5 protein-coding genes are annotated in these 6,170 nt (G+C 47.7%); 3 read left to right on the top strand and 2 right to left on the bottom strand.

What is annotated here, in order from left to right:
* Positions 1 to 237: 237 nt before the first annotated feature.
* Positions 238 to 837 carry a 5'-deoxynucleotidase gene (yfbR, locus tag HCZ42_RS01520; protein WP_053408129.1) on the bottom strand — a complete coding sequence of 200 codons (600 nt, stop codon included), beginning with the start codon at positions 835 to 837 and terminating at the stop codon, positions 238 to 240.
* Between the two features lie 73 nt (positions 838 to 910).
* Positions 911 to 2,125: a pyridoxal phosphate-dependent aminotransferase gene (locus HCZ42_RS01515; RefSeq protein WP_167419019.1), complete on the bottom strand. Its 1,215-nt coding sequence runs from the start codon at positions 2,123 to 2,125 to the stop codon at positions 911 to 913.
* A 186-nt stretch (positions 2,126 to 2,311) separates the two neighbouring features.
* On the opposite strand from HCZ42_RS01515, the gene HCZ42_RS01510 reads away from it, so the two are divergent.
* Genes HCZ42_RS01510 through menH form a run of 3 tightly spaced genes read left to right on the top strand, consistent with a single transcriptional unit; the run spans position 2,312 to position 6,155 of the window.
* Positions 2,312 to 3,652: an isochorismate synthase gene (locus tag HCZ42_RS01510; protein ID WP_167419018.1), complete on the top strand. Its 1,341-nt coding sequence runs from the start codon at positions 2,312 to 2,314 to the stop codon at positions 3,650 to 3,652.
* Positions 3,653 to 5,377, top strand: coding sequence for a 2-succinyl-5-enolpyruvyl-6-hydroxy-3-cyclohexene-1-carboxylic-acid synthase (menD, locus tag HCZ42_RS01505; protein ID WP_167419017.1), 1,725 nt, complete (start codon positions 3,653 to 3,655; stop codon positions 5,375 to 5,377).
* Positions 5,367 to 6,155 carry a 2-succinyl-6-hydroxy-2,4-cyclohexadiene-1-carboxylate synthase gene (gene menH / locus HCZ42_RS01500; RefSeq protein ID WP_167419016.1) on the top strand — a complete coding sequence of 263 codons (789 nt, stop codon included), beginning with the start codon at positions 5,367 to 5,369 and terminating at the stop codon, positions 6,153 to 6,155. The genes menD and menH overlap by 11 nt, the downstream gene beginning before the upstream one ends.
* The last annotated feature ends 15 nt before the right edge of the window (positions 6,156 to 6,170 follow it).

Here is a 6,170-nt window from a genome sequence, read left to right as displayed (position 1 = left end):
AAGAATACGCGCTCGGTCGCGCTGAAAAGGGCTACGATGGTCGTCACGGCGAATCTTGTGTTCGTCGTCGTGGCGTTCGTACCATAAATCGCTGATATTAAACGTCATAAACAGGCTTCCAGAAATACTCTTAATACTTACTCTTTAAAATACATGTTTGTGCGTAAACTTTTACGCGGTTGCATGTCAGAGATGGCGTTGAATTACTTATTATTATCCGCCACTAGTTGAACATGATTAACTGATTTCGTCTAAAGATAACTCAAAGCTTGGGGCAAATATCGTCAAAAAGTACTCCATCTCTGGCGAGTGGCGTTCCTTGAGCGTGACATCAAGGCGCTTTTTCGCCAATGCATACTCGTGGTTACCCGCGCTCAGTTCTTCTAAACATTTAAGGTAGGCGCAAATCGTGTCGGCTTGCTTGACGATTGCGGCGTCTTCCGGATGTGTAGCGTCAGAGACCAAATACGGCGCAAAGTCTTCGTGGAGTTCTTCCGGTAGCATCGAGAGCAGGCGCTTTTCGGCGATCGCTTCGATCTTTTTGTACTCTTTTGCAATCTCTGGGTTGAAGTATTTGACCGGTGTTGGCAAATCACCAGTGAGCACCTCACTGGTATCGTGATACATGCCAAGCAGTGCAATCCTCTCTGGATTTAGATCACCGCCAAACTTCTTATTTTTAATAACGGCTAATGCGTGGGCGACAAAGGCAACCTGTAAGCTGTGCTCGGAAATGTTTTCTGTCGATACCGAACGCATCAACGGCCAGCGTTGAATGAGCTTCATACGTGCTAGATGGGCAAAAAAGTGACTTTCTTTTGGCTTTTCTTCTGACATAAACGACTCCCTGAAAACGAAAAAGGGTACTCAATGAGTACCCTTTAAGCATATGAAAGTTAGACGCTAATTACTACTGGCGGTAAGTAGACAAGAATCTCTCGAAGCGTCCAATCGCCATTTCCAGATCTTCAACGTGCGGTAATGTCACGATACGGAAGTGGTCTGGTTTTGGCCAGTTGAAGCCAGTGCCTTGTACTAACAACACTTTTTCTTGAATTAAGAAATCGAGCACCATCTTCTGGTCGTCTTTGATGTTGTACATCTTAGTGTCGATTTTCGGGAACAAGTACATCGCGCCCTTTGGCTTCACACAAGAAACGCCAGGGATTTGGGTGATCAGCTCATAAGCACGGTCGCGTTGTTCCAGTAGACGTCCACCTGGAAGAATCAGTTCGTTGATGCTCTGGTAGCCACCCAAAGCCGTCTGGATTGCGTGCTGCATTGGTACGTTGGCACACAAACGCATTGAGGCGAGCATTTCTAAGCCGTTAATGTAACCTTGCGCCTGATGTTTTGGACCTGTCAGGAACATCCAGCCGCCACGGAAACCACAAACGCGATACGCTTTGGACAGACCGTTGAAGGTCACAACCAGTACGTCTTCGGTCAACGTCGCGATAGAGGTATGCGTTGCGCCGTCATAAAGCACTTTGTCGTAGATTTCATCGGCGAAAATGATCAGCTTGTGTTTGCGCGCAATTTCGACCACTTCCAATAGGAAATCACGGCTGTACACCGCGCCTGTTGGGTTGTTCGGGTTGATCAGAACAATACCGCGCGTTTTTGGCGTGATTTTCTTTTTGATGTCATCAAGATCTGGGTACCAATCTGCTTCCTCATCACACAGATAATGTACCGCTTTACCACCAGACAGAGACACCGAGGCCGTCCAAAGTGGGTAATCCGGTGCTGGTACTAGCATTTCGTCGCCGTTGTCCAACAAGGCTTGCATCGACATGACGATCAGTTCAGATGCGCCATTACCGATGTATACGTCTTCTACATCCAGCGAGCGGATACCTTTACGTTGATAGTGCTGAACGACAGCCTTACGAGCCGAGTAGATGCCTTTCGAATCACAGTAACCCTGAGAAGTTGGCAGGTTACGGATTACATCGACCAGGATTTCGTCAGGGGCGTCAAAGCCAAATGGGGCGGGGTTCCCAATGTTCAGCTTTAGTATTTTATGCCCTTCTTCCTCCATGCGTTTAGCATGTTTGAGTACAGGACCCCTAATGTCATAGCAGACATTGTCGAGTTTTGACGACATCCCGATATTTTGCATTGAATAAAACCTAAATTTAATTGCGTTTCTTTATTAAACTACATCAAAAATAGATTCTTTAGAATAAAAATCTGGAATGAATAAAGATATTTAACCTTTGTAGCACGCGCATTATCACAGGATTATGCAAAACATTTGCGACAACCTTGATTTGGATAGGGTCTATTAATAGAGTAGCGGTTTAAAATGAATAACAATCCCCATGCATACGAGGCTGATTTGTCATATTTTCATCAAGCCGTTACGAAACTGATTGAGCGTGTAAAGAATGCGGGAGACGGAGAACGCCGTCTAGTTCAAATTCTTGAGGAAAAACCGGACTTTACATTTATCGATTGGCTGGAATCTCAGCCGCTATTTCCTAAGTTCTATTGGCAGTCTCGTGACACTCGTGAAGAAGTTGTCGCACTGGGTCAGTTACATACCTTTGTCGACCCGGCACCGGCGTATGCGATTCTTTCTGGCGAGCAACGCATTTGGGGCGGTCGCTCATTCGACGGTCATACCGATAAAAATCGCCGCTGCATGTCTTCGTTTTTCTTCTTACCACAAATCGAGCTGATTCGATTTGACGACCAGTTATCTCTGGCGGTGAACCTTACCGCCGAAAAGAACCGTACGCTAGCCGCGCTCTACAAACTGCAATTTGACGTTAGCACGCTGTCACCAGTGTCTGCGCATGTGCAGCACATCGAACACACGCCGTGTAAGCAAGAATGGAGTAATTTGGTCGCCAAAGTGCTCACTGGGATTGAAAACGATGAATTTAAGAAAGTGGTGCTGGCGCGTAAAACCTCGGTAATGCTGGATGAATCTCTGTGCGCTTCTCAATTCTTAAAAGCGAGTTACCTGCAGAATCATCATAGCTTCCACTTTATGGTGTCACTCGACAAAGGGCATAGCTTCATCGGTTCAACACCGGAAAGATTGTACGCGAGACAAGGCCAAGAATTGTATACCGAGGCGCTTGCGGGCACGATTGGCCGTGGCAAAAACGCCAGTCACGATATGGAGCTGTCTAATTGGTTGGCGAACGACGCGAAAAACCTCAATGAAAACCAATATGTAGTTGATGACATCATTGAACGCCTGACTCCGCATTCAGACGACGTCTGCGTGGAAGAGGAAGCGCGTTTGGTGCGCCTGCGTAAAGTGCAGCACCTCAAGCGCAGCATTCACGCCAACTTAAAGCAGGGTGTCAATGGGGTGCAATTGTTAAGCGCCTTGCAACCAACGGCTGCCGTTGCGGGCTTACCGCGCAAAGAGTCGATGGCGTTTATCCAAAAACACGAACCTTTTGCTCGTGGTTGGTACGCGGGCTCAATGGGCTTTATTAGCCATCAGCGCGCAGAGTTCTGTGTTGCGATTCGTAGTGCGTTGGTTCTCGGTGACGAAGTGCAGCTATTTGCTGGCGCTGGGATTGTCCCTGGGTCGGTTGCGGAACATGAATGGCAAGAGCTGGATAAGAAAATGTCGACGCTACTGTCTCTGATCTCTGATCATGCGCCACTTGGGGTGGCATCATAAATGAGTAATCATCCAATTCATCAGGCTATTATCAATCGAATTTGGTCTCAGACAATTTTAGAAGAATTAAGTCGCTTTGGTGTGACAGATATCTGTGTCGCGCCGGGATCTCGTTCAACACCGCTAACACTTGAAGCAGACGAAAACAGCAAACTGACCTTACATACCCATTTTGACGAGCGTGGTTTAGGCTTTCTGGCGCTCGGTATGGCTAAAGCGTCAAAGCGTCCTGTTGCGATTGTCGTCACCTCTGGTACGGCGGTCGCGAATTTATTGCCTGCGATTGCTGAAGCGAAACTCACCGGAGAAAAATTGGTGGTGTTAACGGCTGATCGCCCAATCGAGTTAGTCGGGTGCGGTGCCAATCAGGCCATCAATCAGTCAGGCATTTTTTCTGAGCATGTGTCTGCCACGCTTGAACTGCCAAGTCCAAGTCTACAAACGCCGCTAAAGTGGCTGCTAACGTCGGTCGATCAAGTCATGTTCGAGCAAGCGCAAAAGGGCAGCGCAATACACATCAACTGCCCGTTTCCAGAGCCGCTATACAGCGCAGAATCCAAAGCGATTTATCAAGACTATCTCGACGGTGTTGCTCGCTGGTGGCAAGGCTCAGAAATTTATACTCGCAAGTTATCGGCTCCGAACACACCAAATATTCAAGTCGCGGAATTTATCGATAAGAAAGGCGTGATCATTGTTGGCAGTATTACGTTAGAAGAAGCAACCAAAGCTAAGCATTTAGCACACAAACTCGGTTGGCCGCTTCTGTGTGACCCGCAATCAGGACAAACCTCTGGGTGGGCACATTATGATCTTTGGCTACAAAACGCCGATAAGGCTGAGCGACTTAACCAATGTGAACTAGTGATTCAGATCGGCTCTCGTATTGTCTCGAAGCGTTTAAACCAATGGTTGGTAAAACAAGTTGAAGGCCGTGGCGCTGAGTATCATTACGTCGCAGCCAATGTTGACCGCAATAACCAAGCCCACTTAATGCAAACCCATCATGAGTGTGACATTGAAGCTTGGCTAAACGCGTTCAGCAAAGCTGTGCCAGTGCTGGCTGAGCAGCAGTCTGGTTGGGGCGATGGACTTATCTCTTTAGCAAACCAGTTGACCGAGTTAGCGTCGCTGCATCTGTCGACCGATACCAAGCTGACCGAAATTGCGTTGGCGTTGACACTCAACCAACTGCCGAAAGAGACACAAATCTTCCTTGGCAACAGTCTGTTTGTCCGTTTGGTCGATATGTTCAGTCGTGTCGATGGTTACGAGGTCTACAGCAACCGTGGTGCGTCGGGAATTGATGGCTTAATCGCGACCGCCTCCGGTGTTGTCAATGCCAATAAGCAGCCACTGGTTATTTACATTGGTGATACTTCGCTACTGTACGATTTAAACTCCTTGGCGCTACTTAGCCGAGTGACTGTACCGGTGGCGATTGTTGTGACCAACAATGACGGCGGTGCGATCTTCGACCTGCTGCCTGTGCCTGAGCAACAAAAGCAGGCGTTGTATCAAATGCCGCACGGTTTTGAGTTTGAATTTGCTGCCAAGCAGTTCAACCTCGCTTACGCAAAACCTGAAACGGTGGCTGAGTATCAACACTTACTGACTGAGCATTTAGAACAAGGCAAAGGCACGTTACTGATCGAAGTTCAGACTCCGCCAGAGCAAGCGTCTCAACAACTCAAAGAGTTTACCGAACAAGTTTATGCTTTATAGTCGAACAAGCGCCAATCTCAATAGCACTCCTGGACCCGTGGTAGTTTTCCTCCACGGTTTACTCGGCTCTGGCGAAGACTGGGATGCGCCATTGCAACATCTCGGCGACTTGCCCAATATCACCATCGATTTACCCGCTCATGGCCTTAGTGCTTTACAGTCGTGCAATGACTTTCGAGATTGTTGCAATCAAATATCTGACACCTTACTTACCCAAATTGCTCCGCATCGTCCTATAGTATTAGTTGGCTACTCGCTTGGATCTCGCATTGCCATGACAGGTGTTGCCAAGCAGTACTTTCCTTCGTTGAATATTCAACAGTTGATTGTTGAAGGGGGCAACTTTGGTTTGCAATCAGAAGCGGATAAACAAGCTCGCCTGAAAAATGATGCACGCTGGGCGGATAGATTCAGCAATGAGCCAATTGAACAGGTTTTGAACGATTGGTATCGGCAGCCGGTATTTAGCTCACTAAAGCATGAGCAAAGACAAGAACTGGTGGCTAAGCGCAGTGCTAATCTTGGCCCTGCGGTGGCGAACATGCTGATGGCAACATCGCTCGCCAAACAAGAATATTTACTCGACTCGATGAAAGAGGCGGGTGTAAGAACACACTACATTTGTGGCGAAGAAGACAGCAAGTTTAGCCAGTTAGCCAAGCAAAGCGGCTTGTCTTTTAGCCAAGTGGCGCACGCGGGTCATAATGCTCACCGAGAGCAACCCCAAGCGTTCGCGAAGATTATTTCCAATCAAATCGAAACTCACTTAACACCTTAGTTGGGTGAGTTAGCT

Source organism: Vibrio hepatarius, assembly GCF_011806575.1.
GTDB classification, from domain to species: Bacteria; Pseudomonadota; Gammaproteobacteria; order Enterobacterales; family Vibrionaceae; genus Vibrio; species Vibrio hepatarius_A.
Note: the sequence above shows the minus strand (reverse complement) of the source record. Positions and strands in the feature narration are given on the sequence as shown.

Excerpts from the sequence above, each read along its gene's own strand:
- HCZ42_RS01515 (WP_167419019.1), bottom strand. The coding sequence starts at position 2,125 with ATGCAAAATATCGGGATGTCGTCAAAACTCGACAATGTCTGCTATGAC.
- HCZ42_RS01510 (WP_167419018.1), top strand. The coding sequence starts at position 2,312 with ATGAATAACAATCCCCATGCATACGAGGCTGATTTGTCATATTTTCAT.
- menD (WP_167419017.1), top strand. The coding sequence starts at position 3,653 with ATGAGTAATCATCCAATTCATCAGGCTATTATCAATCGAATTTGGTCT.
- menH (WP_167419016.1), top strand. The coding sequence starts at position 5,367 with ATGCTTTATAGTCGAACAAGCGCCAATCTCAATAGCACTCCTGGACCC.
- yfbR (WP_053408129.1), bottom strand. The coding sequence starts at position 837 with ATGTCAGAAGAAAAGCCAAAAGAAAGTCACTTTTTTGCCCATCTAGCA.